Raw genomic sequence first — 267 nt, forward strand, 5'->3', positions numbered from 1 at the left:
CCGGCAGGCATCGGCGGCCCGCATGGGGCCGCCGGATGGATAGCGTCGCGTCAGACGCGGCGCTCGACCATCATCTTCTTGATTTCGGCGATCGCCTTGGCCGGGTTCAGACCCTTCGGGCAGGTCTGCGCGCAGTTCATGATCGTGTGGCAGCGATAGAGGCGGAACGGATCCTCGAGGTTGTCGAGGCGCTCACCCTTGGCTTCGTCGCGGCTGTCGATCAGCCAGCGATAGGCCTGCAGCAATACGGCCGGGCCGAGATAGCGG

General features: G+C 65.9%; 1 pseudogene. It reads right to left on the reverse strand.

What is annotated here, in order from left to right:
* Positions 1-50 precede the first annotated feature (50 nt).
* A pseudogene (locus tag B3605_RS13695) lies at positions 51-267 on the reverse strand (succinate dehydrogenase iron-sulfur subunit); the annotation flags it as partial.

It is taken from the genome of Rhizobium sp. UBA1881, from assembly GCF_002338015.1.
Classification (GTDB): domain Bacteria; phylum Pseudomonadota; class Alphaproteobacteria; order Rhizobiales; family Rhizobiaceae; genus Rhizobium.